A 25,723-nucleotide genomic window follows, 5' to 3' on the forward strand; every position below is an offset into this window, starting at 1 on the left:
CCCGTCCGACTCCAGTGGCCAGTGGTCAGTGGAAGCGGACATATCTACGAATCGAATGGAACTGATGTGGTAACACAACGAACGGCAATCAACCCGGTGACCTGGTCGGTGGAGATGGGATTCAACCAGGGAGAGCTCGTCGTCGGGCACACCCGGACCTTGTATTGCTCCGGGCAGACCGCAATGAGCAGCGACGGCAAGCCTCAGCACGCCGGTGATATGGCCGCACAGCTGGCGCTGAGCCTGGAGAACGTGGAAGCCGTCCTCACAGAAGCCGGAATGTCCCTGGCGAACCTTGTCCGGCTCAATGTCTATACCACCGACGTCGACCTGCTCTTCGAACACTACGGCGTACTCGCCTCGCGATTGGGTGCCGCCGGGGTAGCACCGGCCACCACGATGCTCGGAGTCACCCGGCTCGCGATCCCCGGCCAGCTGGTCGAGCTCGAGGCAACCGCGGTCGAGTGATATCGCCTCGTCTCGATATCTGCGCTGCAGGGTGCGGGTGCTGACGGCGAGGCGTCGGGCTGTGGCGTCGATGTCGGGTTCTCCGTGTGGCAATGCCGCTCCGATGGTGACGGGTCCCAGAGGTAGTCCCACCCCTTCGCAACGCCGACACGTCACCCAACCGCCGACCGCACCCGCCCCGTAAGATCAGACCCGCCAACCGAACAGCTTGCATCAAGCCTGTCTGCACGGCCGATTACCCGATCACGAACGCCCCACGCTCAACCGATCGTGGGGCGTTCGTCGTACAAGGGTGGGTTCGACACCGCCGCGCCGCTAGTCGCTAGTTCAGTACTGGCGAATGTATGTCCCGACCAGCCAAGCCTCCAATCAACCCGACGGCCCAGGCGTTCGGCGCGCGGGTGCGCGCCCGAAGGACTGGGCTCGGCGTGAGCCAAGAGGCAGCCGCGCACGCGTGTGGCATCCGGACAGCTACTCGACGACATTCCGACGCCTCCGAGCCCCGCCGGACCTAGCCTGCGATCGCGACCGGGCCGGAATCGTCGGAGAATTGCATTACACGACGGGCTGGTTCGGGAGCAGGCCGTTCTGATCGGCCCAGGCCCCGATCTCGGAGACGGTGATCGGGAGGTACTTTCCCACAGTCATCATGTGGTCGGAGCCTTCGAGTACGACGTAGCTGCCGCGTGTTCGGTATTTGGCGGCGGTGATCTTGCCGATTCGGGGGACGGTGCATCGATCCTGCGACCCGGCGATCACGAGAACAGGAGCGTCGACGGCGGTGAAGTCGACACGGGCATTCCTGCCGGGATCGAGGAACCACAGCGACATCTGCCGATACGCGGTGCCAGATTCGGCGCAGAGTGTGGCGTAGTACGAGCGCTGGATCTCGGGGGCGGTCGTATTGCAGATCAGTGTTGTCCAGACCTTCCACGACACCGGGTACATCGGCCTGCCGGCGAGCCATTGTGGCAGGTACCTGGCCCAGATCCGGAACATCGACGGGTACGCGTTCCACATTCCTGCAGTCGGTGCCGGGCCGAGGAGAACGACGCCCGCGGTGCGCACCCGCGCGGCCAGCAATTGCGCCAGCAGGGCACCCACGGAATGACCGATCACGATCGGGGGAGCCTCCAGCGATTCGACCAGCTCGGCGAGGTCGTCGACGTAGTCGCCCAGCCCCGCTTCGCCGACGCGCTGCGCGTTGGCCCACACGTCGACAGCGCCGGGAGCGCCGTGGAAGCGCAGTGTCGGAGTGTGCACCGTGTATCCCAGTTTTTCGAGTTCGGTGGCGAACTCGCCCCAGTTGCTCCCGTTGCACCATGTGCCGTGAATCAGCACTACGTCGTTGCTCATGATGTGGCTCCTCTCGTTGTTCCGGAACCGAAGAGTAGGTGGCCATCCGATGGCGGGCTTGACATCTCGAGACAGCCTGGGCAGTGTCGGCTCGTGACCGATGTCGTGCGCGCTGCCGCTCTCGAGGGGTACTCGGATCTGGTGCGTGCAGCAGGTGGTGAGCCGCGAGAGTTCCTGCGCCGACACGGATTGACCTCGATGGAACTCGATGATCCCGAGGCCTTGATTCCTTTGTCTGCGGTGGCTGCTCTGCTCGAGGACACCGCGACCCGAATCGGGTGTCCGGACCTGGGATTGCGGCTCTCTGGCGCGCAATCGCCGCAGATGCTCGGCGTCTTGGCAGTCGTGTTGTTGAACAGCCCGAGCGTTCCCGCAGCCATAGAGGACGCGATCCGCTACCTGTTCGTGCACAGTCCGGCCTTCCAGCTGACCTTCGATCGCCGCAGTCCTTTGTTCTCCGGATGCGCGAGCCTCCGATTCGAGATCGACCTGGGACCGGAGGTCCCTGTCCGGCAGCTCATCGACGGCTGCCTGGGTGCGACGTGGCGTCTGGCCCGGATACTGACCCACAACCACATGCGCCTGCACGCAGTGACCCTGCCGCATAGTCCCCCGGGGGAGAACTCCCGGTACCGGCAATTCTTCGGTGTGCCCGTCTACTTCGGTCAGCCGTACACAGGACTACATGTGCCCGCCGGCGATATCGACATGGATCTGCGACCGGCGCTGCCGCTGTTGCGGCGCGAGGCTCTCGACTTTCTCGGGCTCCGCCGCGACGACAATGCCCGCCCGGCGATATCGGACCAGGTTGCGCATGCGCTGGTGGTGACAATGGGCGCCGGCGCAGGGGGCAGGGCCCAGGTCGCCTCCGCGTTGGGCGTGCACCCCCGAACACTGCAACGCAGGTTGGCCGGCGAGGGCACCAGCTTCGAAACGATCCGCGACGAGGTGATGCGGCGCGCAGCGGGACGACTTCTCCGCGAATCCGATCTGCCACTGGGGCAGATCGCGAGCATCCTTGGCTACTCCGAGCAGTCCGTGCTCACTCGCGCCTGCCACCGCTGGTTCGGTATGGCCCCGACACATGTTCGCCAACGCGCGCATCGCGGCGATTGAGGCCCTCACGTCGCGTCATCGATGCGGCAAGCGACGCCGCCACCGCGATCGAAGGCGCCGGAACCGGTTGGGAACTGCACGAACTCAGACATTCCAGCCTGACGCATCTGTGCGAATCCGGGGCCGGCCTGCTCGAGCTGATGGCCACGTCCCGGCACCGCGAACCCGAGAACCTACGCCGCTAATGGCCAGGATCGTGGTTTGGTTCGGGTACCGGTCCGGGTGCGGTTCCGTGCGGCGATCAGGTCAGGTTGAGTCTGCGGATGGATTCCTGGCGCATTTCGATCTTGCGGACCTTGCCGGTCACTGTCATCGGGAACTCCCCGACGGCCAGCACGTACCGCGGCACCTTGTAGTGGGCGAGCCTGCCGGATGCGAATTCTCGCAGTGAGTGGACGTCGAGGTCGCCGGCGCCGGGGCGCAGGCGGATCCACGCGCACAGTTCCTCGCCGTAGCGGGTGTCGGGTACGCCGACGACCTGGACGTCGTCGATGTCGGGATGGGTGTAGAGGAACTCCTCGATCTCGCGCGGGTAGATGTTCTCCCCGCCGCGGATCACCATGTCCTTGATCCGGCCGACGATCACGCAGTACCCGTCCTCGCGCATCACCGCGAGATCGCCGGTGTGCATCCAGCCCTCGGCGTCGATCGCTTCGGCGGTCTTGGCCGGGTCGTTCTAGTAGCCGAGCATCACCGAATAGCCACGGGTGCAGAACTCCCCGTGCACCCCGCGTCCGACAGTGGCCCCCGTCGCCGGGTCGATGATCTTGATCTCCGTATGGGGGTGCGCGGCGCCGATCGTGGCAGTGCGCCGATCAAGGTCGTCGTCGATCCGGGTCTGGGTGGAGACCGGGCTGGTTTCGGTCATGCCGTAACAGATCGAGACTCCGGCCAGGTGCATGTCATCGATACAGCGCTTCATGATCTCGACCGGGCAGGGTGAGCCCGCCATGATGCCGGTGCGCAGCGAGGACAGGTCGTAGGTGTCGAAGTCGGGCAGGCCCAGCATCGCGATGAACATCGTCGGCACGCCGTAGACGGCGGTGCAGCGTTCATCGGCGATGGTGGCAAGAGTGGTCGCGGGGTCGAATCCCGGCGCCGGGATCACCATCGTCGTGCCGTGGGTGATGGCGCCGAGATTTCCCATGACCATGCCGAAGCAGTGGTAGAACGGCACCGGAATGCACAGGCGGTCCACGTTGGTGAACGCCAGGGTCTGGCCGGTGAAGTAGCCGTTGTTGAGGATGTTGCGGTGGCTGAGCGTGGCGCCCTTGGGAAATCCGGTGGTGCCGGAGGTGTACTGGATGTTGATCGGGTCCTCGGGGCGCACCGCCTCGATGTGCTCGGTCAGGGTCGGGGCCGCGATGGTGGTGCCGTCGGCGAGCAACTCGTCCCAGTCGCCGCTGTCGAGGAAGACGACGCGTGCCAGTGCCGGTGTCCGGGACCGGGATTGCTCGATCATCGTCCGGTAGTCGCTGCTTTTGTAACTCGTCGCCGCCAGCAGCAGCCGAAGCCCGGATTGGACGGCGGCGTAGGTGTACTCGTGGGTTCGATAGGCAGGGTTGATGTTGACGAGTACCGCGCCGATCTTGGCGGTGGCGAACTGGATGATCGTCCATTCGGCGCAGTTGGGTGCCCAGATGCCGACCCGGTCGCCGCGGGTGATGCCTGCGCCAAGGAGACCGCGTGCCACGGCGTTGACAGTGTCGTCGAGCTGGTTCCATGTCCATCGCCTACCAGTGGTGACCTCGACGAGGGCTTCCCGTTCGCCGTGGGTGGCGACGGTGCGTTCGAAGCAGGCACCGATGGTCTCCTCGAGAAGGGGGACACTGGTGTCGCCTCGGGCGTAGGAGTCCTGGGCGAAGGGGTTCATCGTGGACACGGGCGTAGTCATGGGGTTCTCTCCGGAAACGAGGCGGCGAGGATCGGCTCCGGCACCGGTCGAAGGGTTCGGTGCCGGAGCCGAGACAATCAGCCGAGGTAGGTGTTGATCGTCTTCTGTTCGGTGTAGGCGTCGATCGCCGCGGCCCCCAGCTCGCGGCCCCAGCCCGACTGCTTGTAGCCGCCGAAAGGCAGCGCGGCGTCGAAGGCGTTGTGCGCGTTGATCCACACCGTGCCCGCCTTGATCTGGCGGGCGGTGCGATGCGCCTTGGACACGTCGGTGGTCCACACCGACGCGGCCAGTCCGTACGGCGTGTCGTTGGCCGCCGCGGCCACACCCTCCTCGGCGTTGAACGGGGTCGCCACCACGACCGGGCCGAAGATCTCCTCGCGGTACACACTGAACGAGGACTCGACATCGACGAACACCGTCGGTTCGACGAAATAGCCGCTCTCGCCGTGGCGGCGCCCGCCGGTCAGTGCCCGGGCGCCGGCGCGTACTCCGGCGTCGAGGTAACCGAGGACCCGGTCGAGCTGGGTCTGCGAGACCAGTGGGCCGACGTCGGTGGCCGGGTCGAGGCCCGAGCCGATCCTGCTGGCCGCGGCGGCTTCTGCGACGCCCTGGGTGAATTCGTCGAAGATCTTGTCCTCCACCAGCAACCGGGTGCCGCTGGTGCAGGTCTGGCCCTGGTTGAACAGAAACCCCGACGCGGTGCCGGGGATCGCCAGATCCAGGTCGGCGTCGGCGTAGACGACCTGCGGGCTCTTGCCGCCGAGTTCGAGGCTGACCTTCTTCAGGTTGCCCTTGGCGGCGTCGACGATGAGCTTGCCCACCTCGGTGGAGCCGGTGAAGGCGATCTTGTCGACATCGTCGTGGGCGGCCAGCGCGGCACCGGCGTCGCCGTACCCGGTGACGACGTTGAGCACGCCGTCGGGCAGCCCGACCTCGGCCAGGATCTCGGCCAGGCGCAGGGCGGTGAGCGGGGTGTCCTCGGCGGGCTTGAGGACGACGGTGTTGCCGGTCGCCAGGGCGACGGGAATCTTGAACGCGGCCATCAGCAGCGGGAAGTTCCACGGCACGATCGCCCCGCACACGCCGATCGGTTCGCGCAGGGTGTAGGCGTGCCACTGGGTGCCGGGCGCCCAGGGCACCGAGATCGGGATGGTGCGGCCTTCGATCTTGGTCGCCCAACCCGCGTAGTACTCGAAAAGCTCGGCGACCCAGGTGATGTCGACGGCCTGGGCGACGGCGGCGGACTTGCCGTTGTCGAGCGATTCCAGCTGGGCCAGTTCCTCGGCGTGGGCGTAGATCGCCTCACCGGCGCGGAACAGCAGACGCTGGCGCTGGGCCGGTGTCCACAGTGACCACTCGCCGTCGAAGGCGGTACGCGCCGCGCGCACGGCGCGGTCGACATCGACGGCGTCGGCGTGGGCGACCTCGGTCAGCACCTGCCCGGTGGCAGGGTCATGGGTCTGGAACGTGCGGCCCGAGGCCGCGTCGACCCAGCGGCCACCGATGAACAGCTGCTTCGGAGTCGACAGCCAGTCAGCGACCTGCGGCAGCACCGCGGTGGTGGGCTCGAGTACTTCGGTCATCGTTGTGCCTTTCGAGTCAGGAGTGGTCGTGCACGAGCACGCCGCGGATGTTTTGGCCGTTGAGCAGGTCGTCGTAGCCTTGATTGATCTGTTCGAGGGTGTAGGTACGGGTGATGAGCTCGTCGAGCTTCAGGTCGCCGCTCTGGTAGAGACCGAGGATCTTGGGGATGTCGACGGTCGGGTTGCAGTCGCCGAAGAGACTGCCGCGCAGTTCCTTCCGGAACAGCGTCAAGATCGAGCCGGGGAGCTCGATGTTGATCTCGTCGAGCTTGTTGAGCCCGGTCAGCACGACCTTGCCGCCCTTGCCGACGGCATCGAAGCCCGCGCGCACGACCTCGGAGGTCATCAGACCCGGGACCAGGATCGCCGAGTCGGCGCCTTGGCCGCGGGTCAGGTCGTTGATGGTGCTCAGCGCCTCACCGGCGTCGGCGAAGACATGCGTGGCACCCAGTTCGAGGGCCTTCTCACGCTTGTTGTGCAGCGGGTCGACGGCTACGACATAGCGGGCACCGGCCAAACGCGCGCCCTGCACCGCGTTGATGCCGATTCCGCCGATACCGAAGACGGCCACGACATCGCCGGGCTTGACGTCGGCGGTGTTGACCGCCGAGCCCCAGCCGGTGGGTACGCCGCAGCCGACCAGGACCGCCTTGTCCAGCGGCAGGTCGTCGTCGACCTTGACACAGGAGTTCTGGTGGATCACCCCGTACTGGCTGAAGGTGCCGAGCATGCACATCGCGCCGTACTTGCCGGCGGGGCCACTCAGCGGGAAGCGCTCGCCGGGCAGGTAGCCCTCGAGGATGGTGGCACCCATGTCGCAGATGGACTGCTGACCGCTGGCGCAGTAGCGACAGGTGCCGCAGTTCGGGATGAACGAGCACACCACGTGATCGCCGGGCTTGACCCGGGTCACGCCGGGCCCGACCTCTTCGATGATGCCCGCGCCCTCGTGACCCAGCACCATCGGCAGCCGCGCTTCGAGGTCACCGTGGGCGATATGGACATCGGAATGGCACAGCCCCCCGTAGAGGTACCTGATGAGTACCTCTCCCTCACGAGGCTTGTCGAGTTCGAGCTCTTCGATCTCGATCGGCTTGCCGGGCTGGTAGACGACCGCGGCCTTGGTCTTCATGGCGGGTACTCCTGCTCGTCATTGATGCACCCCGAATGGCGTGACAAGAACCACATTCGTGCCCCGGGAGGGCGATGATTGTTCAGAATCTGGACAATCGTGACACCGGTCATGTTGCTAGGGTTGTGGCATGCAACGTGGCAGCGCATGGAGTGATTGCGGTGGTAGAGCTGCCCGGAGGTGAGACCAAACGGGATCCGATCGCGGCGTCCTGGCATCGGGCGACGATGGCAGGGCTGGACCCGGGTTCGGCGCTGGATTCGATCAGCTACGCCGATGTCGATCAGGCCAGCCCACTGCTGGCCGCGGCCTCGGTGGTACTCGATGATCTCAATCGGCGCCTCGAAGGCACTGACTTCACGACCCTGGTCGTGGACCGGGAGGGTCGTCTCGCGCATCGGTGGTGCGGAAATCGTGGCACTCGTGAGGTTTTCGACAACCTCGGCATCGATGTCGGTGCCTCGCTGCTCGAAGAAGCGGTCGGTACCACCGCGCCGGGGGTGGTCCTGGAAACCCGCACCAGCGTCGCGGTGAACGGCGAGGAGCACTTCGCTGTGCCGTTTCGCCGGATCAGCTGTTACGGGCACCCGATCTTCCACCCCACCACGCGCCGGATCGAGGGAGTGCTGGATCTGTCGGCGTTCGTCGAGCAGACCAGCCCTCTGTTGCCGCCGTTGATCGCACGCGCGGTCGCCGACATCGAACAACGCCTGCTCGACGGCTCCCGGATGTCGGACAAGGAACTGCTCGCCGCGTTCCAGGCCGCGGGCACGCGCCGCCGTGCGGTGCTGGCCATCGGACGTGACCTGGTCATGTCCAATCAGGCCGCCGCCGACTTGCTCGGCACCACCGATCTGGCGTTGCTGCGGATGATGGCCGTCGATGTGCATCGCGACGCGGTGATCGATCTGACTCTGGAGTCCGGGCTGGCGGTCCGCGTCGAAGCGACCCGTGTCGGCGGCCCGGCCGGAGGTGCCTTGCTCCATGTCGAACCGATCCAGCGTGCGGCCGTCGCCTACTCCCGCAGAACGCTCGAACCCGGCGACCCGTTACTGATCGCCGGACCACCGGGTTCGGGACGCTCGCGCACCGCGCGCGAGCGGGCCACCGAACAACCGGTCACTGTGCTGACCGCTGCCAGCGCCCTGCTCGACGGCAGCACGACCTGGGCCCGCGACTTCGCCGCGCGGGTGCGCGCCCGGCAAGGCACAGTGTGCATTGACGGGCTCGACCTGCTGCCCGACAATCTCGTCGATCTCGTCGCCACCCACATCGCCGACCAGCAGCTTCCCTGGATCGTGCTGGTCACCGGTTCGGTGGAATCGCTCACCGGCCGCGCCGCCGCGCTCGCTGCCGAGTGCACCGACCGTGTCGAACTCGTTCCCCTGAGCAGCCGCCGCAGCGAGATCCCGGCACTGGTCGCGGCGATGCTGCGCGAGGCGGACACCGCAGGTTCCCTGCACTTCACCCCAGGCGCGCTCGCTGCCCTTTCCGCGCACAACTGGCCCGGCAACCTACGCGAATTGCGCGCGGTCGTCACAGAGGTCGTTCGGAACCGGCGCACCGGCGCCGTCGTCCTCAACGATCTGCCCGAGGCCTACCGCACCCAGCAGCCGATGCGGCAGCTGGCACCCTTCGACCGCGCCGAGCGTGAGGTCATCACCGAGGCCCTGCGTAGATTCGACGGACACAAAGTCAAAACAGCGCAGGCCTTGGGTATCTCACGCACCACGCTCTACGCCAAGATGCGCGCGCTGCGAATCACCGTCTACTGAGACAGGCCGTGCTCCGGGGTTGTCGCCGTGCTAGAGCACCCATTTCAGGATCAGGGTCGACAGCGCGGTGACGATCGCCAGTGTAAGTGTGAGGCCGGCGGTCCCAGGCTCTTGCGCTCCCACGGGCGACCTGCGTCGAGGGTGTAGCGGCCCGCGCCGGTGAAGGCAAGCGTCACCGAGGCCAGCGCGAAGGTCGACTCCAACTCGGGTTCCGGTAGTACCGGCGCAGAAAACAACGAAGTTCGTATCGTTGCTGGTCGTACGGTTCGTGGTGCGGGGCAATGTGATTGGTGCTCGGCTGCTGGCGAGAGTTGATCAGCAGCTGGGAGATCGGCGTTCGTGGCGACGCGGTGTTCGCGGATGAAGAGTCGGCGCGCCTGCGGGAGTTCCCGGAGATCAGCCGCGAGGAGCTGTTCCGGTTCTTCACGCCGACCCCGGCCGACATCGCGTTCGTGACACCGCGCGGGCGGGGACCGGCGGTGCGACTCGGGCTTGCGGTGGCCTTGTACCCGGTCGCCCGGCGCCGCTTCGGTCGCTGATCGGCGGTGATGAGACCGAATACGCTGCCGTGAGCTGCGAATGAATAGCAATGTCGGACTTGTGGGCCACAATCTGGTGCAGCATTGCGAAAGCGCGGACCTCTTCTACCTGAACTGCGGCTTGGGGACGGCGGCCGAGCACTCCGCGAGCGATGTAGCGGGGTACTTCGGCGGTGTAGTTCTCGGTGTACCAGCCGTGCCGCAAGATCGTGTGGGTGATGCCGGATTCGGCCAGCATCTCCTCCGTGGCCTATGTCGTCATGGTGTTGATCCCTTCGAGAGTTTGTGGGGTGCCGAGGTCGGGATGTGGGGGTCGGCGAGGCTGATCAGGAGAAGTGCTGCGCCCAGTGCGGCGAAAACGATCGCGAAGAGGATGATGCCGCCGTTGGTCGCGCCGTCGGCGAAGGTAGCGCCGATGAGGCCGGTGGCGATGAACCCTCCGATGTAGGAGGCGGTTCGGTAGAACCCGCTGTTCACGCCGATCTGGTCGGGTGAGCTCTTCAGGTAGAGCATGGCCTGGTTGCCGACGTTGCCCAGTCCCATCGCGACGCCGAGGAAGGTCATCGCGATCACGGGCCAGACGAGCCGGTCCTGGGCGCCGGACAGCCACAGGAATCCCCCGCCGGCCACGACGAAGACCGCCGTGCCCACGAGCATCAGCCGGATCGAGTGGCTCCTGCCGAGCATCAGGGCGACCACGGCGCTCATGACCGACATCGGCAGCATCAGCAGGCCGATCCTGCCCGGATCGACGCCGCGGGCCTCCTCCAGCCACTGCCCCACGCCGTACAGCGCGCCGTACATGACGGTGAAGGTCATGATCAGGCGCACGTAGGTGCGCCGCAGGGCTCCGTTGCTCGCGAGCATCCGCACATCAACGAGGGGGGAACGCTGTCGCCGCTCCCAGTACGTCAGCGCGAGAGCGACTCCCGCGAAGACGGCGAGCAGCCACCAGCGGGGATCGGCCAGGTCGCTGAGAAACCCGAGCAGGACGGTCATCAGGCCGGCGAACAGCAGGATCCCGACCGGATCCATGTGCCGGGTGAACGAGGCGCTGCGGTCCCGGCGGTCGAGGGCCCCCCGAGGAACGAACACCAGGGTGGCGATGAAGCTCACCACGGCCAGCGGCACGTTGATGACGAACACCGACCGCCAGCCGAAGCCGGCGACCAGGGCGCCGCCGATCGGCAGGCCGATGGCCGCTGTCACCTGGCCGGCGGCCGCGACCAGGCTGAGAATCCGGCTGGGGAGGGGAACCCCCGCGGCCTCGGCCTCGAGATTGATCATCATCATCGCCGTCGGATAGGCCGCAGAGGTCCCCAGCCCGATGATCAGGCGGGAGGCCACCAGCCAGGAGATGTTCGGCGCCACCCAGCCGACCGCGCCGCCGACCCCCACCAGCACGATTCCGGCCAGGAACACCGACCGCGCCCCGTAGCGGGTAGCCAGCCGGCCCATCAGCGGCTGGCAGATCGCACTGACCAGGTACAACGCGGACACCAGCAGGGCTGTCTGGACCGCGGTCACGCCGAGGTCGTCCGCGATGCTCACCAGCGCGGTGGCGATGATGGACGAGTTGATCGGGTTGAGGGTGACTCCGAACAGGAGGGTCCAGGTGAACCCGCGGCTGAAGACGCGGCTTTCCTGGGTGGTGGTGCGCGGCATGGCTCAGGCCCTCGTCCGGCGCAGGGCCGCGAGGACGTCTGCGGTGGTGCCGGTCTCGGCGATGGCAGGCAGGGCGAGAGTGAGGCTGAGCCGTTCGCGTTCGGCGCTCAGGTCCGTGACCGCGTCCGTGGGGACGGTGACGGAGTACCCGGCGTCGTAGGCCGCCCTGGCCGTGGACTCCACGCCCATCCCGGTCGCGATGCCGGTGACGACGACGTTGGTCACTGCCCGGTCGGCCAGCAGCCCGGTGACCTCTGCGGAGGTGAAGGCGCTCAGGGCTCTTTTCGCCACCTGCAGGTCCGTCTCGGCAACCGGCAGCCGCGCGTCCAGGACAGCGAAGTCGGCCGGGGGCTCGCCGCCGGGAAGCGGCACCTCGGTGCGCCCTGCGGGTCGGCCGAGGGCGGTCACCCAGATGACCGGCAGCCCGGCCGCGTGGAAGGCGTCGGCCAGCTCGGCGGTCCGCTCGACGATGCGCCGGGCGTCCTCGGCCTCGGCCAGGGCGAGGATGCCGTTCTGGAGGTCGATCGCGATCAGCGCACTGACGGGGTCGATCCTGGTGATGCTCATGATTGTCCCTTCGGTGGGGTGGTCGAGACGGTGTCGAGGACGAGGAGGCGCCGGAGCAGAACAACCGCGTCGGCCACCTGCCGCTGCTCAGCCGGGGTGAGCTCGGCGACGAGCCGGCCGCGCAGCCAGTCCGTCTTGTGGGCGCGCACCGCCTCGATCGCGGCGGTGCCCTCGTCTGTCAGGTCCAGCCTGCGGCGACGGCCGTCGCGCGGATCCGGCGACACGGCGACCAGGCCGGCGTCGACCAGCGTGGAGACCGTGCTGCTCATCGACTGAGGGCTCACGTACTCCGCCCGGGCCAGCTCGGCACTGGTCGCACCTGGTGCCTGATGCAGCCGGGCCAGCACGGTCTGCTGCGAAAGGGTGAGATCGCCGACAGCCTGCGACGCCCCGCTCAAGCGACGGGTGTATGCCCATATCAGGGCACGGATGTCCTCGGACAGCTCGGCGGGATCCACGGCATTCGACATACGTGCAGTATACATATCATCAGTTTAGCTGATCAGTTTCCTGGAGCATTTCTGTCGTCGGGAGGGACGCCGACGAGCGCGACGGGTAGGGGCTGACAGTGTGGGAGCCGGTCACCGCCGGGCTCGACTATGGCCGGTGGCTGGCCGCCGCGTATTCCGGCGGTAAATACCTGGAACGCGCGATGCGCCGCGGTGGGCAAGTGGCTGAGCTGGTGCCGCGAACAGGGCTGGGACGCACCGACCGTTCCCGCGACGGCGGCCGGTCTACCCCGCCGGACTCATCAAGGACCGGACCTCGGGGCCCGTGTTTGTCACCCACCGCCGCCCCGGGCCGGGCAAGTATCTCGCCGACCGCGACGTCTGCCCCGACACCGGGCTGGCGCGACTGTCCTACGACCAGGCGCGTGATCTGCTCGACGCCGCCACCGCGATCGAAGGCGCCGGAACCGATTGGGAACTGCACGAACTCAGACATTCCAGCCTGACGCATCTATGCGAATCCGGGGCCGGCCTGCTCGAGCTGATGGCCAAGTCCCGGCACCGCAAACCCGAGAACCTACGCCGCTACTTCAAACTATCGCCACAAGCCATGCGCGACTTCACCAGCCTCCTCGGCCCCGGAGCCGAACGGCGCTACTACGACGGCGGCGGCCAACCGGCTGATGTCGAAGGAGGTGCCGACGCAATCGATGCAGCTCAAGAGAGACTCACCCGCTATCGGCCTGGGGTAGAACGCAATCGGCAGTCCCGAAGCAACAGCGGGAGGTCGGTTACCGATGTGGCGCACGCCGCCCGATCCTGCCAGGCGCGAAGCTAGTGAAATCTAGAATGAAGGCTCACAACACCCGAGCCCGTCAGCGGCGCGCGCATGACCGGCGAAGCCCATTACCCGCTATAGGCGGGCAGCGTCATTGTCTTTGTGGGCCGACAGCTCGAAGGTTTCGCCTTCGGCGCGACATGCGGTACTGGTGGGCTCGCGTAATCAACTGTCGCGAGTTGGTGGTGTCCAACCGGACGGTGTCCGTGGCCGGGGCCCTACCGCATAGCGGGTCCAGTCATCGAGAGTGTTGTGACGACCGCTAGAACCCAAGGCCCTAGCCCGGGCGCTGGCATCATATGGCTATGTACGACACATCCTCGGCCGAGCGAGTGCGCCCGGGTCCGGCACGGAGCTGGCGGATCGCTACCGGCGTGGGTGTCCCGCTGCTCGGCGCGTGGGCTGCGGTTGGGCTGCTGTGGAATTCACTGACGAGCGGTTACCTCTTCGCGACGATAACCAGTGATGGGGATGGCTTTCCCAGCCTCGATATGGCATTGCTTGCGCTGCTGCTGGTAATGGCCGCAGCGCTCGGGTGGGCAGTGCTTGCGATCATCGGCATCGTCCGCTACCGGAATCCCTGGCCGCGCATAGCGGTCGCACCGCTCATCGCGATCGTCCTTGCCACACTGTTGCTGTCGGGAGTACCGGATTGGCTGGGCTGGCGGCTCTCCGAGACCGCCTTGCGCGACGCTGCGGCACAGTGCACGGCGCAGCACACCCGGATCGGTGTGTTCTACGTTAAGGAGACCCACCCGACCGCGGGAAACGGCTGCGTCTTCCAGCTCAGCGACAGGCTGTACTACGGCGCCAATTTCAGCTACCTTCCGCGGGGACCACAAGCTGGGGCACGAATTGACGGTGCAATACAGGTTCACTTCGAGCACTGGCGCGGGCCGTGGTATCACACCCACGTCTCGACCTGACCGTCCGTATGCCGCGCCGGGTGAAGCGGCGTCCGTCAATAGCTCACGGGCCATGACCTGAGGTGTCGACTCCCTGTCAGGATTGAGCTGACGACCTTTCGCTACAAGGCGAGTGCTCTACCACTGAGCTGCGGAGCGGTGTCAGCCCGACATTTTAGCGAGGACCGTGCGGGAACTAGATCAAGGCCGGGTGCAGGCGTGGTCGCCATTGAACGCGCCGGCGCTTCCGGTGCCGGTGGGGAGGTTGCGGGTGGCGTCTGCGTATGCCTCCCCTGGGTTCGCCCCTTTACCGAAGCCCACGATCGGGAACCCTGCGACGATCGCGAGCGGACTCGTCACGACTGCACCGCAGCCGTTCGCGAACGTCACCACCATCCGGCAGTCGATGATGCCTTGACCCTTGCACGCTCGGTCGGCGGCTCGAATGGCGTCGGCTTCCGTCGGGTGGTTGACCGAAAACGCGTAGACGTTGCCCCACACGCTGAGGGAAGCGGCGCCCCAGTTGACCGGGTCGGCGGCGGCGGGCGGTGCCACGAGGACGGCCGCGGCGCTCACCGAGAGCGCGGCGGCCGCAAAGGACTTGTTGAACATGTGGTGTGTGCTTCCTCTGCGCGCCGACCAAGGTGCGGCGATCGCATGGAAGATACCGCAGCGCATGGACGCGAGGTCGCCCCAAAAGTCTTGGGGTCACGGCAAAGACCGTCACGAACTGCGGCGTTCGTGACGGATCTGCCGAAACCGATCTGCCCGCCAGAACAACCCACGACGCTACGCGCGGACGGGTACAACCGCGCGGAGTGTTCCGGCTGCGCGTCGGCGCGCTGCTCGCCAATACCACCGCGCTGGTGCTGTGGGACGGTCCCGGACAACGCGATTGGGCTCGCTGGGGTGACAACTGGACCGACCACGCCCAGCCCGCCCACGTCCTGAGCTCGATCGCCGAGACCGACGACGCGGCAATGATCCTCCCGGCAGCGCGGTCGCATGACCGCCTGCCTGGCGTCCTTGACGCGTCGCGCGAAGCGGAGTGTCGATGGCCGGCTGTGAGACGACGGCGCATGTAAGTGAGCGGCACGATGATGTTGTCGCAGTGACCTGGACGCTGTACTGAAGTCATGACGAACACCACCTCCCGTCAGCACCTCTTCCTTGTCACAGGCGGCGCCGACAAGACAGGTCGCCGCTACCGCCGGACCTCGAAATCGACTGTCGCAGCGGTCGACTGACTGGGCGACAGCCTTCCGTGACCTGCGGATATCTTGCCTCTGAACAGGACACTCTGATGAAGCTCACCACTGCATCGAACTGATCAACATCGCCGTCGAGACCTCCGGCGCCTGCTCCTGAGAGCCCGACCGTAGGTCCCCTGCCGGAACGGCATGCCGAGGGGTCGGCAGGGGATTCCCGCCGCGTAGTGATCGGCGGAAACCATGATCGGTGGTCGGCCGAAAACGTCTCGGGCGGTATCGAGAACGATCGACCTCCCAGACGATCCGATGAATCTGCAGCAACCACACCGTCTGATCCTTTGACCGCGAACGACGCGGATCGCAAGAAGTCCACAAGCAGCGCCGAGTACGTTCCTCACGACGCTCGTGCCACTGATTCGGGAGAAAACCATGGGCAAGCTGATCGAATCCACGTTCGTCACGCTCGACGGCAGCGTCGACGCACCGCACGAGTGGAGTGCGTCGTATTGGGACGACGAACATGCCGCGTACGCTTCGGAATTGCTGTTCGCCGCCGATGCGCTGTTGCTCGGCCGCCACACCTACGCGAACTTCGCGCAGGCGTGGCCGAGCCGACCAGCGGGAGATCCTTACACCGACCGTATCAACGCCTTGCCCAAGTATGTCGCCTCCACCACCCTGAAGCCGACAGAGTTGTCCTGGAATGCCGAACTGCTCGACGGTGATGTCGTCGAATCCGTCCGGACCCTCAAGGCGAAGACGAGCGGCAACCTGCTCAAGTTCGGCACGGGGTCGTTTTCCCGGACATTGCTCGAGAATGCATTGGTGGACGAATACCGCTTCTGGGTTTTTCCCGTCGTCGCAGGTCCCGGCTCCCGGCTGTTCGACGACATTGCCGCCACCACACATCTGCGGCTGCTCGATACCACCCGATTCGATTCGGGCATCGTCGTGCACCGTTTGGCTCCGCGGTGACAAGGGATTCCCTGTGCATCGGCGAACACCAGGCGAAAGTTCTGCACCACCGATCGAGGTGCCCCGATGGTTGGATCCGCGAGCGAGTAGGTATCCACTGAACACAGCGATCGTGTTCTTTCAGGCGGGTGAACCACCGGATTGGGGTCCTGCCCTTGGTAAGACCGCTCTGTTGGCCGGTTCGCTCGGCTCCGGGTTCCTGACCTGCACGACGATCGAGGCGTTCTCGCCGGTCGAACTGGCGCGGCCATGGGTGGATTTCGGTGTCTGCGTGGCCCTGCTGGTTGTCGTCACGCTCGTGGTCTCGTTTCGGTGGTGGCGCCGAGATCGCCGACGCGTGAACGCCATTCGTGAGCTTCTCGCCACCGGCCCGATCGTCCTCGCGCTGCCATTGGTACTCATGATGATCGACCGGCATCGCGAATTCCCGCTCAATCCGTTGAACGAGGGAGTGTGGTGGCAGCGGATCGAGCACGAAATTCGCCATCGAGTCGCCGAGGAGAAGGTGACAACCGCCCTGGCCTCGGGCCGCGCTGCCACGATCGAAGTAGCTGAGGCGGATCGGGCAGTCCGACAGGCGTTGCGGCATGAGCGACTCGGCGAACTCGACGCTGCCGAGAAGCAGTGGCGGATCGCCGCGGTCGCGGGCAACGCCAAGGGCGTGATCGGACTCGCGGCAGCACTGCGCGCCCGCGGTGAGGTCCACGAGTCCCTCGCCTGGACTCACCGGATGCAGGTGACCGGACTGGACGACATCCACTTCCTCGTCGACCGCAATCGTGGGATCGACCCTGAACTAGCCGGGTTCGTGCGCCTGCTCGCCGACATCGTGACCGACATCGACAAAGGACAGAAGAGACCATGAGCACCGATCGTGCGGCCTTGGGCAATGTCTTGGCTGATGACATCGGTCCGGTTGAGGTGCGACGATTGATGTCATGGTTGCGGTGGAGCTGGTTGGGGTTCCCTTCGACGGATACGGCCGGTCGGGCCATCAGGCAGCCGCTGCCGCGGCGTTGCGTGGGTCCGGTCTCGGCGCCGCGTTGGCGGCGTTCGAGGTCGTCGAGCGTGACGACATGGTGCTGCCCACTGGGAGCCCCGAGCGGGGAACGCAGACTTCGCTGATCAACGAACCCGCACTGCTGGCCATGACCGAGGAGGTCGGCTCCCGGGTCACGACGGCGGTGACTGATGGACGCTTCCCGCTCGTGTACGGCGCGGACTGCACCACACTGCTCGGCACAATCCCGGCACTTCGTGCTGACGGACCGGTGAGCGTGCTGTTCGTGGACGGGCACGAAGACACGATGCCGTTGGACGTCTCCGAAGACGGTGAGGCCGCCAACACCGAGATCGGCCTGCTGCTCGGGCTCTCCGGGCATCTGATGAAAGGCCCCTTGTCCGAGCGACTACCCGCGCTCGGCCGCGACGAGCTCGCCCTCCTCGGCCCGCGTGACGGCGGCTGGCGTCAGCAGTTCAACGTCGGCTCGCTGCGTGACAGCGGCGTCTGGATGCGCGACTGGCAGGAAGTCGCCGCCGCACCGGAGGACCTCGCGCGCTCGGCGGTGGACCACCTGAAAAAGAGTGCCCGACGCTGGTGGCTGCACGTCGATCTCGACGTCCTCGACCCCGAACAGTTCCCGGCCCAGGGCCTACCTGACGTCGCCGACGAACCGCACGGCTTGACCTGGGACCAGCTCACCCGTGCACTGACTGCCGCAGTGGCATGCGGAGGATGTCTTGGCTGGAGCCTGGCTATCTACGACCCGGACCAGGACCCTGACCGCTCCGACGCCCAGCGGATCGTCCGTCTCGTCGCCGACACAATGGCGGCGCTGCCGGCGACCGCAGGCCGAGGTCGCCCAATTTTCAGGCCGAGCCGGAAGCGGTCGAACGGCTGCTCGCCGAATTAGGAGACCGAGCTACCCGCGCGCCTGTCCCGATACGTCCCGTGGCTGTCTTCGCGAACGCTGCGGGCTATCGCGAACAGTGATGCGCCGGTGGCCGCGATCGAATGGCCCGCGGCAAGGCCGCCGTGCCGGTTGGAGGACCCCCACAGGGACTCCGAGCCGACCGCCATCGCCCGGATGCGGATCGGGTCGTCCGGCGGTAACAATGCGATCCGGTCAGAGAGTTCGGCGATCAGATCGACGAGGCGTGCGGTGGGATTCACTCGGCCCCACAGTGATTCACAGAGCGACATTCGGTACGGCCCGGCGAGATGTTCCCGCAGCGCTTCGAGTTCGGCAGTCCGGCGCCGGGTATTGCGGCGCAACGACGTGATGTTCCAGATCACCACCAGCGCCAGGCCACCGCTGAGGATCGATGCCAGTGCCGTGGACACCACGACCGCGATCATCGGGGACACCAGACCGAGCGGCGCCAGGATGCGCGACGCGATATAGAAGATGCTGAGCATCGCCGTCGCCCGGATGAGCAGCAGAACCGGCGTGACACCGAGATCCGACACCCACTCGGCGCGCCACATCACCAGCGCGAGCAGCGTGATGCCGATGTTCACCAGCATCGCGTACACGAAGAAGCGCGGATCTTGGAACATGTGCACCGAGATCCGATCCACCAATTCGTCTTGCGGGATGGCGAAGAAGATCACGCACAAACCGGCGATGATCGCGTAGGTCAGCGTCAAAATCTTGCGTCGCGTCGCTCGCGGCGATCCGATGCTGGACAGCAGAGCGAGCGAGATCAGCATGAAGCAATCCGCCGCGAGGTGACCCACCTTGGGGTAGATGTGCTGAGTTATCCACGTGTCCACCGGCTCTCGGAAGATGAAGGAGCACAGTGCCGCGATGGCCAGCGCCGCCGCGAGTGGGCGGCTATGCGTGCCGGAGGCGAAGTACAGCACCAGTAGTAGGGCCATCGTGCCGGCGAAGTAGCTGAACAGCGCAACCATCAGATCCTCGTCAGTACCGCAGGTGAGCCGGCAGGGTCCGACGGAACCGCTCATGCCCAGCAACTATTACTCTAGCAACAGTTATCGATTCGGTCCTCTCGAAGCGATGACCCTGTCCTGGCGCTGACAGCCTGATCGGGTGCACCGAGGCGGACTCATGCGCTGAAGCTTGTAACACCATTGTTATTACGATAATATAATTTGATCACTCTGGCGCGTGTAATCTCAACCGCGGAACAGCGAACAGCCTGCATCGGCGGTCTTCGATTGTGTCCAGGTGAAAGGTAGGATGTCGTGAACGTCGACAGCGAGAAGATCGCGCATAGTGGGGGCGACTTCACCGAGAAGATCCGTCGGTTGTTCGACTCCGTGCCGAGTGACACCGGCCGTCGCATGACCGTGAAAGAGGTATGCCACGCTGCGACCGCCAAGGGGCACGACATCAGCGAGGCGTACCTGTATCAGCTGTCCCAGGGCCGCAAATCGAATCCGTCCTACAGTGCTATCAATGCGATTTCGGCAGGGTTCGGTGTCCCGGCGACCTACTTCTTCGACGACGATCTCCGCGCCAAGATCGATAGCCAGATCGAATTGCTGCGCCTGCTCGCCGATACGCCCGTGCAGCAGATCTACTTTCGGGCCAGGGACTTGTCCGACGAGAATGTGGAAGAAGTGCTCGAGTACGTGCGGTATCTGCGGCACAAGCAGAATCTTCCGCCGCTGAACGATCTCCGCTGAGTCCGTACCCTCCGGACGAACACAAGCCGGCTCGTACATCGAGCCCGTGCGAACCGGCTTGTCCTCCACATCAACCCACGACATCGGCTACCAGGCAACCGGCAATCGTTCGAGGCCGTGAACGAGCATCCCGCCCCGCATCGCGAGGTTGTCGACCGAGTCGTCGAGGCGAATCTCGGGGAACCGATGGAACAGCGAGTTCAGCGCGATTTCGAGTTCGACCCGCGCGAGATTGGCGCCGAGGCAGAAGTGGATTCCGTGGCCGAACGCCAGATGTCCCTGGCTGCCGCGTTCGAGATCGACCGACTTGGCCCGCGGGAACTGCTCCTCGTCCTGGTTGGCCGAGGCGACCGACGCGATCACGCCGCTGCCCTTCGGGATCAGCTGACCGCCGATCTCGACGTCCTCGAGGGTGACCCGGTACGGTCCGCCGTCGCCGATGGGGTTCACCCGCAGCAGTTCGTCCACCAGGCCGAGCGTCTTCTCCGGTGCGGTCAGGATCTGCTCGCGCAGGTTGTCGTCGCGCAGCACATTCAGCACGAGTGAACTGGTCATACTCACCGTGGTCTCGTGCCCGGCGACCAGAATGGTGATCGCCATCATCACCACCTCGATTTCACTGAGCGCGCCGTCCTCGTCGGACTTGGTCGTCAGGGCGCTGAGGAGATCGTCGCGGGGATCGGCGCGCCGCGCATCGACGAGCTCCTTGAGGTAGCCCGCCAGTGCGAACCGGTTCGTGTGCACCTCTTCGTCGCTCATATGCGTCAGCGAGACGAACGCATCGGACCACGTCCGGAACTTGTCCTGGTCTTCGGACGGAACGCCGAGTAGTTCGCAGATCACCTGGATCGGCATCGGAAACGACAAGGCCGTATTCAGGTCTGCCGACGATCCCGCTTCGGCCATCGCGTCGAGCAGGGAGTCGGTGATCTGCTGGATCCGCGGACGCAGTTCGGTGATCCTGCGGTTGGTGAACGCGGCTGTCACCAGTTTGCGCAGCCTGGTGTGCTCCGGCGCATCGGTGGTGAACAAGGTGTTCGCCGGAAAGATCACGCTCGACAGTTTGGGCGCACCGTCGTCGAGCATCGCGCGACGGCTGAAGCGCGGATCCGACAGTGCCACTTTGACATCGGCGTAGCGGCTGAGTACGAAGCCTTCGTCGTTGCTGGGGAAGGTCACCGGCTTGACCGGGCATTCGGCTCGGAGTTCTTCGTAGACGGGCGGAATGTCGACGGCACTGTTTCGGGTGAAGGGATACGGACAACGGAGAGCGGAGGTGTGCTCCTCGTCGGCCGACGCGTTGTCGGCGGGGCTGTCGCGCACGTCAGTCACAGGGAATCCGTTCGGTCGGTGGAGGAATAGCAGGCGCGGAGGGCTTCCAGGCCTGCTGCCCGCGACGTGGCGGGCTGGTAGCCGAGGTCTCGGGCGGCTTTCGTGGTGTCGACGGTGACGGTGAGCCCGAGGAGCCACACCATCGACAAGGTCAGCGGTGGCCCGGATGTGAAGGGCAGCCGCCATACGGCTTCGACAACCTTCGCCAGCGTCTGCGCGGCGCCGAAGCTCACCGAATCCGTGGGGAGTTCCCGGTTCAGGGCACCGGCCATCGCACCGGCCATCGCACCGAATTCGATGGTGCCCTCGTCCGCTACGAAGTACGCCTCGCCGCGTTCGCCCGCGGATTCCGCGAGGTGGATCGCATGGAGGAGATTGTCGATATGCGTGGTGGACGTCAGCTGCTTGCCGTCGCCGAGCATCTTGAACTTGCCCGCGTCGATCGACGCGACAACGGCCTCGAGGCTGTGGTCGCCGGGGCCCCAGACGAAACGCGGCCGCAGGATGATGCCGTTCAATCCGCGGCGGCATGCTTCGGTGACGATGACTTCACCGGCTGCTTTCGACGCCGGGTACAGCGCCTTCGCGCCGATCGCGAGCGGGCGGCTCTCGTCCACGTCGACCATGGGTGTTCCGTCCATCACCGCTGCTTCGGAGCTGATGTGGATGAACCGGATATCGCGCGGGACACACTCCTCGACAACAACCCGGAGCGCTTCTTCGTTGGTGCGGCGGTACACCTTGCGGCGCCATTCCGGGGGATGGGCCGCGGCCAGGTGAACGAAGGTGGACACGTCGTCGAGTTGCGATGCCCAATCGGCGGGGCGGTCGAGTTCCCCGCGAATCGGCGTCGCGCCGAGTTCGGTGATCGTCGCGGCGCTGCGGTCGGATCGGGCGAGCGCCCTGACCTCGATGCCGCGCGCCACGAGGTCCTGGATCAGATGGGTGCCGATGAATCCGTTGCCGCCGGTGACGAACCAGATTCGGTGTTCAGACTGCATATATCTGCCTTTCGGGGTGCCCGATCCTCGTGCCAGCAGGAATCGGCGATTGGTCGAGAATGCATTGGAAAACGTCGGTGACCATCGGGTCCGGATCTATTCCCAGTTCGGTACGAAGCAGGGTTTGCAGATCCCGATAGACAATTAATGCGTCCGTCCGTCGCCTGCAGCGATAGAGGGCGATCATCAAGTAGCGATAGAGATCTTCGCGATAAGGGTGTTCGCGCACCAGCGAGGTGGCTTCGCAGACAATTTCTCGATCCATGCCGAGTGCGGTCATGCATTCGATTCGAGTTTCGCGCGCACTCAGATATAGCTCGGTCATCGTGGTGGAAAATGCGCGCAGTTCATCAGAATCCGATATGCCGGCCAACGGGGTTCCTCGCCATAATGATAATGCGTGGCTCAATGTGGTGACAGCGCCGTCCAGCGATCCGGCCCGAAACTTGTTGTGACCGATTCGGACGGCTCGTTCGAAGCGTACCCAGTCGACCGATTCGGGGTCGATCTCCAGGCGGTATCCGCCATTTTCACTCGTGAGGTCACTGCGTGCGAGACCGGCCGTCTCGATGGTTTCTCGAACTCTGCCCGCCTGTACGTGGACACCCTCTCTGGCGCGAGCCGGTGGATTTCCGTTCCAGATGATATCGATGAGGCGGTCCACGGCAATGACGGTATTCGGGTTCGCCAGCAGGACGCCGAGAAAGGCCGACACGTTGCGGCCTCGTACCGCTACGGATTGCGCTGTCGGCGTGAGTAGTCGCAGTTCACCCAGGACGCCGAATCGGCACCCGATAGGACGGGGCACGGCAAATTCGTCATGCATTGTTCAGTCCAATCACACATGACTATCGCATAATCAGATGCCATAGTCAGGGGGTATAACCGAAGGCGTTGGTGCTGATTGGTACTTTAGTACAGCGCTGATCGGGTTGCACGGCCAGTGACCGACGTCACAGCCATAGCGGATGCGGTTAGTCGTTCCATGGTGTCGCGGCAAGGTTGAAGGCGCGACTGCCCGGCGAAGCGCATTCGATCGCGTAGGCGCGAAGTATTCTTCGGTAGATGATGCGCGCATAGAGTTCTGCCTCGTCCTCCTCACGCGTGGACAATGCAATCGGTGAGCTCGTACGCCGTAGGAGACGTGCGGACAGTTCGGGGCTCAGACTGGGGGCCAGTGCCGTCAAGTTCGAATGTTCCGCTTCGACATGCGTTCCGTGCCCGCAGAGGATATGGCCTATCTCGTGCAGTATGCCCAGTAAGGCGGCGGCCGGGGGAACTGAACGCGAGTACTCGATGAACTCGATGGAAACAGTCGAAGTCCATGCTGCGCTTATTCGCTGTGGTAACGGCGCTGCGGTGATCTCGATACGTCGCTTCAGCCGTTTCGATATTCCGTCTACGAGCGTCGGCACGACTTCATCGCTCGGCACCTGTCGGATAGACGGAGTTGCCATCAGTGCGCGCAGAACAACCAATCTTCGTAGTGAATCCGCCACCGGCCCCAGCCATGTATAGAGGGTGATTCCGTGGCTTTCGCGCACGAAATAGGGAGGTTGAGAGTATCACCCCGATCGTCGATGATTACCGGTCAGTAAGGTGGTCTAGGTCACTCCTTCTGCTGGCCATTTGTCCAGTAGCGAGAACTTTCCTTGTGCGATTACGGTTGTGCCTACACGCGAGAAGGGGCTACGCATGCCATCTACACCACGCCGGCGGTGGATTCGTCGGGTCGCGTATGCGATCGCCGGCATTTTCAGCCTGACCTTCGCCATTTTCGAGATGGCAAAACATGGTCAGCCCACGCTGACTGTGGGAATCATCGCGTTGATCGCACCGGACCTCACCCTGTTCATCGGCCGCACCCCGCCCGAGCGGGGTCGTCTGGCGCCGGCCGCCGTCCCCTACTACAACCTCGCGCATCGCACCGCGGGGCCGTGGGCGGTGCTGCTGTACTTCGCCCTGGTCCCCGACCTGTTCGGCGACGCGATATCAGGTCCGCTGGAGTACCTGCTGCCCAGCACGATTCCCGAGGCAGCGGCCGGGTTCACCGTCGGCCTGGCGTGGATGGCACACATCTGCATCGACCGCGCGCTCGGCTTCGGATTGCGGGCGCCGGACGGTCGAGTGCGGGTCTAGTCCACGCTCGGCGAATCAGACCACCCTCCAACAGATTTCCGCCACGACCAGTGACAACAGCAGACGATAGGAAATAGATGTCCGAGTACTTGGTGATCGGCTCCGGCCCGGTCGGCCGCGCCGTCACGTCGATCCTTGTCGAACAGGGTCATACGGTGACGATCGCTACTCGATCGGGTTCCGGTCCCGATCTGCCGGGGATCACCCTCGCCGCCGCCGATGCGTCCGTACGTGAGCAGATCGAACCGCTGGCCCGCCGAGCCGAAGCCATCTTCTGCGCGGTGCACGGCTCGAAGTACTCGGCGCGGGTCTGGCGTGCCGAGCTGCCACCCATCGAGGCGGCACTGCTGAATATCGCGGCTGATCGGTCCATTCCGATCGTCTTCCCCGAGAGCATGTACGCGTTCGGGGCACCGGACGGGCCGATGACCGAGACCTCCCCGCAGACCGCGACCAGCGGCAAGTCGTTGATCCGGGTGGAATTGCTGCGCAACCGGGAAGCGCACGCGGCGCAGACGATCAGCGTGGCGGCCTCGGACTTCTTCGGCCCGCACGCGACGACCTCGCATGTGGGTTCGCTGGTCGTGCCGAAGGTGCTGGCAGGCAAATCCGTGCTTGCCCTCGGCGATGTCGATCAGCCGCATTCGTTCACCTACGTCCCGGACCTGGCGCGCGCGATGGTAACCGCGGCCGCGCAGGCGCAGACCCTTACCGAGTCGAACCGCTTCCTGTTCGCTCCCACCGGTCCGCCACTGACCATGGCCGAGATGACCGCGCGAGTCGCCGACGTCGCCGGTGTCGCGAAGGTGACCGCGCGGGCGATTCCGGCGTGGCTGGTCCGGGCAGGCGGAGTGCTGGTGCCCGATATGCGAGAGATGGCCGACGTGCTGCACCAGTGGACCCAGCCGTATGTGGTCGATTCCAGCCGTTCGGAGGAGGAGCTCCAGCTGAAGCCGACCCCCCTCGACGACGCGCTCGCCGTGACTGTCGACTGGGCACGCAACGCCTGACCGAGCCCGAAACCGACACTGCCCCTGTGGGGGTGGTGGGCGGACCGGGGGGCGGGGGGGGGGGTGGGACGGTGTGGGGGCGGGGTGGAGGTGTGTGTTTGTGTGGGGGGCGCGGT

At 65.4% G+C, this 25,723-nt stretch carries 24 protein-coding genes and 2 pseudogenes; 13 read left to right on the plus strand and 13 right to left on the minus strand.

The window, feature by feature from the left end; translation table 11 throughout:
• The first annotated feature begins 114 nt into the window (after positions 1 to 114).
• The gene (locus tag ACFWPX_RS16190; RefSeq protein ID WP_378928225.1) at positions 115 to 468 is read left to right on the plus strand and encodes a RidA family protein; all 354 of its coding nucleotides are present in this window, start codon (positions 115 to 117) and stop codon (positions 466 to 468) included.
• 555 nt (positions 469 to 1,023) lie between these two features.
• Here the strand turns inward: ACFWPX_RS16190 and ACFWPX_RS16195 are convergent.
• On the minus strand, positions 1,024 to 1,824 hold the full coding sequence (locus ACFWPX_RS16195; protein ID WP_378928027.1) for an alpha/beta hydrolase: 801 nt from the start codon (positions 1,822 to 1,824) through the stop codon (positions 1,024 to 1,026).
• 93 nt (positions 1,825 to 1,917) lie between these two features.
• Between ACFWPX_RS16195 and ACFWPX_RS16200 the strand changes: the two genes are divergently transcribed.
• Positions 1,918 to 2,940, plus strand: a complete 1,023-nt coding sequence (locus ACFWPX_RS16200) for an AraC family transcriptional regulator (protein ID WP_378928028.1) — start codon at positions 1,918 to 1,920, stop codon at positions 2,938 to 2,940.
• Between the two features lie 241 nt (positions 2,941 to 3,181).
• Here the strand turns inward: ACFWPX_RS16200 and ACFWPX_RS16205 are convergent.
• The 3 genes and pseudogenes from ACFWPX_RS16205 to ACFWPX_RS16215 all read right to left on the minus strand — a co-directional run bounded on the left by ACFWPX_RS16205 (position 3,182) and on the right by ACFWPX_RS16215 (position 7,549).
• A pseudogene (locus ACFWPX_RS16205) lies at positions 3,182 to 4,813 on the minus strand (AMP-binding protein).
• Positions 4,814 to 4,911: 98 nt separating this feature from the next.
• Positions 4,912 to 6,417 (minus strand): aldehyde dehydrogenase family protein, encoded by a 1,506-nt coding sequence (locus tag ACFWPX_RS16210; protein WP_378928029.1) that lies wholly within the window; start codon positions 6,415 to 6,417, stop codon positions 4,912 to 4,914.
• A 16-nt stretch (positions 6,418 to 6,433) separates the two neighbouring features.
• Positions 6,434 to 7,549, minus strand: coding sequence for an NDMA-dependent alcohol dehydrogenase (locus tag ACFWPX_RS16215; RefSeq protein ID WP_378928030.1), 1,116 nt, complete (start codon positions 7,547 to 7,549; stop codon positions 6,434 to 6,436).
• A gap of 161 nt (positions 7,550 to 7,710) precedes the next feature.
• On the opposite strand from ACFWPX_RS16215, the gene ACFWPX_RS16220 reads away from it, so the two are divergent.
• On the plus strand, positions 7,711 to 9,324 hold the full coding sequence (locus tag ACFWPX_RS16220) for a sigma-54-dependent Fis family transcriptional regulator (RefSeq protein ID WP_378928031.1): 1,614 nt from the start codon (positions 7,711 to 7,713) through the stop codon (positions 9,322 to 9,324).
• A gap of 350 nt (positions 9,325 to 9,674) precedes the next feature.
• A pseudogene (locus ACFWPX_RS16225) lies at positions 9,675 to 9,830 on the plus strand (DUF4158 domain-containing protein); the annotation flags it as partial.
• A 291-nt stretch (positions 9,831 to 10,121) separates the two neighbouring features.
• Here the strand turns inward: ACFWPX_RS16225 and ACFWPX_RS16230 are convergent.
• The 3 genes from ACFWPX_RS16230 to ACFWPX_RS16240 are packed head-to-tail and all read right to left on the minus strand — an operon-like array spanning position 10,122 to position 12,565.
• Positions 10,122 to 11,528: an MFS transporter gene (locus tag ACFWPX_RS16230; protein ID WP_378928032.1), complete on the minus strand. Its 1,407-nt coding sequence runs from the start codon at positions 11,526 to 11,528 to the stop codon at positions 10,122 to 10,124.
• Positions 11,529 to 11,531: 3 nt separating this feature from the next.
• Positions 11,532 to 12,095 (minus strand): cysteine hydrolase family protein, encoded by a 564-nt coding sequence (locus tag ACFWPX_RS16235; protein ID WP_378928033.1) that lies wholly within the window; start codon positions 12,093 to 12,095, stop codon positions 11,532 to 11,534.
• Complete coding sequence (locus ACFWPX_RS16240; RefSeq protein ID WP_378928034.1) at positions 12,092 to 12,565, minus strand: MarR family winged helix-turn-helix transcriptional regulator; 474 nt, start codon at positions 12,563 to 12,565, stop codon at positions 12,092 to 12,094. Before ACFWPX_RS16240 ends, ACFWPX_RS16235 begins: the two co-directional genes overlap by 4 nt.
• 304 nt (positions 12,566 to 12,869) lie before the next feature.
• Here ACFWPX_RS16240 and ACFWPX_RS16245 point away from each other — a divergent pair, with 304 nt between their 5' ends.
• Both ACFWPX_RS16245 and ACFWPX_RS16250 read left to right on the plus strand, forming a co-directional pair.
• Entirely contained in the window at positions 12,870 to 13,382 is a 513-nt protein-coding gene (locus tag ACFWPX_RS16245; RefSeq protein WP_378928035.1) for a hypothetical protein, read from the plus strand.
• A 305-nt stretch (positions 13,383 to 13,687) separates the two neighbouring features.
• The gene (locus tag ACFWPX_RS16250) at positions 13,688 to 14,308 is read left to right on the plus strand and encodes a hypothetical protein (RefSeq protein WP_378928036.1); all 621 of its coding nucleotides are present in this window, start codon (positions 13,688 to 13,690) and stop codon (positions 14,306 to 14,308) included.
• Between the two features lie 180 nt (positions 14,309 to 14,488).
• On the opposite strand, the gene ACFWPX_RS16255 is transcribed toward ACFWPX_RS16250, so the two are convergent.
• Positions 14,489 to 14,899: a DUF4189 domain-containing protein gene (locus ACFWPX_RS16255; protein ID WP_378928037.1), complete on the minus strand. Its 411-nt coding sequence runs from the start codon at positions 14,897 to 14,899 to the stop codon at positions 14,489 to 14,491.
• A 206-nt stretch (positions 14,900 to 15,105) separates the two neighbouring features.
• Between ACFWPX_RS16255 and ACFWPX_RS16260 the strand changes: the two genes are divergently transcribed.
• The 4 genes from ACFWPX_RS16260 to ACFWPX_RS16275 all read left to right on the plus strand — a co-directional run bounded on the left by ACFWPX_RS16260 (position 15,106) and on the right by ACFWPX_RS16275 (position 18,386).
• Positions 15,106 to 15,372, plus strand: a complete 267-nt coding sequence (locus tag ACFWPX_RS16260; RefSeq protein ID WP_378928038.1) for a hypothetical protein — start codon at positions 15,106 to 15,108, stop codon at positions 15,370 to 15,372.
• A 555-nt stretch (positions 15,373 to 15,927) separates the two neighbouring features.
• Positions 15,928 to 16,473: a dihydrofolate reductase family protein gene (locus ACFWPX_RS16265; protein WP_378928039.1), complete on the plus strand. Its 546-nt coding sequence runs from the start codon at positions 15,928 to 15,930 to the stop codon at positions 16,471 to 16,473.
• A 112-nt stretch (positions 16,474 to 16,585) separates the two neighbouring features.
• A complete protein-coding gene (locus ACFWPX_RS16270; protein ID WP_378928040.1) occupies positions 16,586 to 17,338 on the plus strand; it encodes a hypothetical protein in 753 nt (250 codons plus the stop codon).
• Positions 17,339 to 17,411: 73 nt separating this feature from the next.
• Positions 17,412 to 18,386, plus strand: coding sequence for an arginase family protein (locus ACFWPX_RS16275; protein WP_378928041.1), 975 nt, complete (start codon positions 17,412 to 17,414; stop codon positions 18,384 to 18,386).
• Here ACFWPX_RS16275 and ACFWPX_RS16280 read toward each other — a convergent pair.
• Positions 18,383 to 19,441 (minus strand): hypothetical protein, encoded by a 1,059-nt coding sequence (locus ACFWPX_RS16280; RefSeq protein WP_378928042.1) that lies wholly within the window; start codon positions 19,439 to 19,441, stop codon positions 18,383 to 18,385. The genes ACFWPX_RS16275 and ACFWPX_RS16280 overlap by 4 nt on opposite strands.
• Positions 19,442 to 19,681: 240 nt before the next feature.
• On the opposite strand from ACFWPX_RS16280, the gene ACFWPX_RS16285 reads away from it, so the two are divergent.
• Positions 19,682 to 20,125: a hypothetical protein gene (locus ACFWPX_RS16285; RefSeq protein WP_378928043.1), complete on the plus strand. Its 444-nt coding sequence runs from the start codon at positions 19,682 to 19,684 to the stop codon at positions 20,123 to 20,125.
• Between the two features lie 87 nt (positions 20,126 to 20,212).
• On the opposite strand, the gene ACFWPX_RS16290 is transcribed toward ACFWPX_RS16285, so the two are convergent.
• From ACFWPX_RS16290 to ACFWPX_RS16305, 4 genes are all read right to left on the minus strand, one after another.
• Entirely contained in the window at positions 20,213 to 21,457 is a 1,245-nt protein-coding gene (locus ACFWPX_RS16290; protein WP_378928044.1) for a cytochrome P450, read from the minus strand.
• Positions 21,454 to 22,458, minus strand: coding sequence for an NAD-dependent epimerase/dehydratase family protein (locus tag ACFWPX_RS16295; protein WP_378928045.1), 1,005 nt, complete (start codon positions 22,456 to 22,458; stop codon positions 21,454 to 21,456). Before ACFWPX_RS16295 ends, ACFWPX_RS16290 begins: the two co-directional genes overlap by 4 nt.
• A complete protein-coding gene (locus ACFWPX_RS16300) occupies positions 22,448 to 23,284 on the minus strand; it encodes a BTAD domain-containing putative transcriptional regulator (RefSeq protein ID WP_378928046.1) in 837 nt (278 codons plus the stop codon). The genes ACFWPX_RS16295 and ACFWPX_RS16300 overlap by 11 nt, the downstream gene beginning before the upstream one ends.
• Before the next feature lie 148 nt (positions 23,285 to 23,432).
• Positions 23,433 to 24,002, minus strand: coding sequence for a hypothetical protein (locus ACFWPX_RS16305; protein WP_378928047.1), 570 nt, complete (start codon positions 24,000 to 24,002; stop codon positions 23,433 to 23,435).
• Between the two features lie 151 nt (positions 24,003 to 24,153).
• On the opposite strand from ACFWPX_RS16305, the gene ACFWPX_RS16310 reads away from it, so the two are divergent.
• Both ACFWPX_RS16310 and ACFWPX_RS16315 read left to right on the plus strand, forming a co-directional pair.
• Positions 24,154 to 24,597 carry a DUF4260 family protein gene (locus ACFWPX_RS16310; RefSeq protein ID WP_378928048.1) on the plus strand — a complete coding sequence of 148 codons (444 nt, stop codon included), beginning with the start codon at positions 24,154 to 24,156 and terminating at the stop codon, positions 24,595 to 24,597.
• 77 nt (positions 24,598 to 24,674) lie between these two features.
• Positions 24,675 to 25,607 carry an NAD-dependent epimerase/dehydratase family protein gene (locus ACFWPX_RS16315; RefSeq protein WP_378928049.1) on the plus strand — a complete coding sequence of 311 codons (933 nt, stop codon included), beginning with the start codon at positions 24,675 to 24,677 and terminating at the stop codon, positions 25,605 to 25,607.
• Positions 25,608 to 25,723: the final 116 nt, after the last annotated feature.

Source organism: Nocardia sp. NPDC058518, from assembly GCF_042719655.1.
GTDB lineage: Bacteria > Actinomycetota > Actinomycetes > Mycobacteriales > Mycobacteriaceae > Nocardia.

Excerpts from the sequence above, each read along its gene's own strand:
- ACFWPX_RS16275 (WP_378928041.1), top strand. The coding sequence starts at position 17,412 with ATGGTTGCGGTGGAGCTGGTTGGGGTTCCCTTCGACGGATACGGCCGG.
- ACFWPX_RS16210 (WP_378928029.1), bottom strand. The coding sequence starts at position 6,417 with ATGACCGAAGTACTCGAGCCCACCACCGCGGTGCTGCCGCAGGTCGCT.
- ACFWPX_RS16300 (WP_378928046.1), bottom strand. The coding sequence starts at position 23,284 with ATGCATGACGAATTTGCCGTGCCCCGTCCTATCGGGTGCCGATTCGGC.
- ACFWPX_RS16230 (WP_378928032.1), bottom strand. The coding sequence starts at position 11,528 with ATGCCGCGCACCACCACCCAGGAAAGCCGCGTCTTCAGCCGCGGGTTC.
- ACFWPX_RS16215 (WP_378928030.1), bottom strand. The coding sequence starts at position 7,549 with ATGAAGACCAAGGCCGCGGTCGTCTACCAGCCCGGCAAGCCGATCGAG.
- ACFWPX_RS16295 (WP_378928045.1), bottom strand. The coding sequence starts at position 22,458 with ATGCAGTCTGAACACCGAATCTGGTTCGTCACCGGCGGCAACGGATTC.
- ACFWPX_RS16310 (WP_378928048.1), top strand. The coding sequence starts at position 24,154 with ATGCCATCTACACCACGCCGGCGGTGGATTCGTCGGGTCGCGTATGCG.
- ACFWPX_RS16195 (WP_378928027.1), bottom strand. The coding sequence starts at position 1,824 with ATGAGCAACGACGTAGTGCTGATTCACGGCACATGGTGCAACGGGAGC.
- ACFWPX_RS16235 (WP_378928033.1), bottom strand. The coding sequence starts at position 12,095 with ATGAGCATCACCAGGATCGACCCCGTCAGTGCGCTGATCGCGATCGAC.
- ACFWPX_RS16255 (WP_378928037.1), bottom strand. The coding sequence starts at position 14,899 with ATGTTCAACAAGTCCTTTGCGGCCGCCGCGCTCTCGGTGAGCGCCGCG.
- ACFWPX_RS16250 (WP_378928036.1), top strand. The coding sequence starts at position 13,688 with ATGTACGACACATCCTCGGCCGAGCGAGTGCGCCCGGGTCCGGCACGG.
- ACFWPX_RS16265 (WP_378928039.1), top strand. The coding sequence starts at position 15,928 with ATGGGCAAGCTGATCGAATCCACGTTCGTCACGCTCGACGGCAGCGTC.
- ACFWPX_RS16190 (WP_378928225.1), top strand. The coding sequence starts at position 115 with ATGGGATTCAACCAGGGAGAGCTCGTCGTCGGGCACACCCGGACCTTG.
- ACFWPX_RS16315 (WP_378928049.1), top strand. The coding sequence starts at position 24,675 with ATGTCCGAGTACTTGGTGATCGGCTCCGGCCCGGTCGGCCGCGCCGTC.
- ACFWPX_RS16280 (WP_378928042.1), bottom strand. The coding sequence starts at position 19,441 with ATGAGCGGTTCCGTCGGACCCTGCCGGCTCACCTGCGGTACTGACGAG.
- ACFWPX_RS16240 (WP_378928034.1), bottom strand. The coding sequence starts at position 12,565 with ATGTCGAATGCCGTGGATCCCGCCGAGCTGTCCGAGGACATCCGTGCC.